Source organism: Escherichia sp. HH26CH, from assembly GCF_009820205.1.
Taxonomy (GTDB): Bacteria; Pseudomonadota; Gammaproteobacteria; order Enterobacterales; family Enterobacteriaceae; genus Escherichia; species Escherichia coli_F.
The window spans coordinates 1-299 of record NZ_VNXM01000069.1 but is presented as its reverse complement, the minus strand read 5'-3'; the positions used below and the strand labels follow the sequence as shown (position 1 = coordinate 299).

The 299-nt window shown below is 48.8% G+C and carries 2 tRNA genes; both read right to left on the bottom strand.

The features are described 5' to 3' along the window. Positions 1-76, bottom strand: a tRNA-Lys gene (locus FQ015_RS22930). 146 nt (positions 77-222) lie between these two features. Beyond that, positions 223-298, bottom strand: a tRNA-Lys gene (locus FQ015_RS22925). Position 299 lies beyond the last annotated feature (1 nt).

Genomic DNA, 299 nt, shown 5'->3' with positions numbered 1-299 from the left:
TGGTGGGTCGTGCAGGATTCGAACCTGCGACCAATTGATTAAAAGTCAACTGCTCTACCAACTGAGCTAACGACCCATACGGGTGTTACCTGAATGATTTCTACTCGGGACCAATCTTTAATATTGGTGGATCGTGCAGGATGACTCGCTTCGCTCGCCCTACGGGCCGTTGCTGACGCAACGTTATCCTTCACGCTTAACATCTGAGTTTGATGTTAAAACTGGTGGGTCGTGCAGGATTCGAACCTGCGACCAATTGATTAAAAGTCAACTGCTCTACCAACTGAGCTAACGACCCG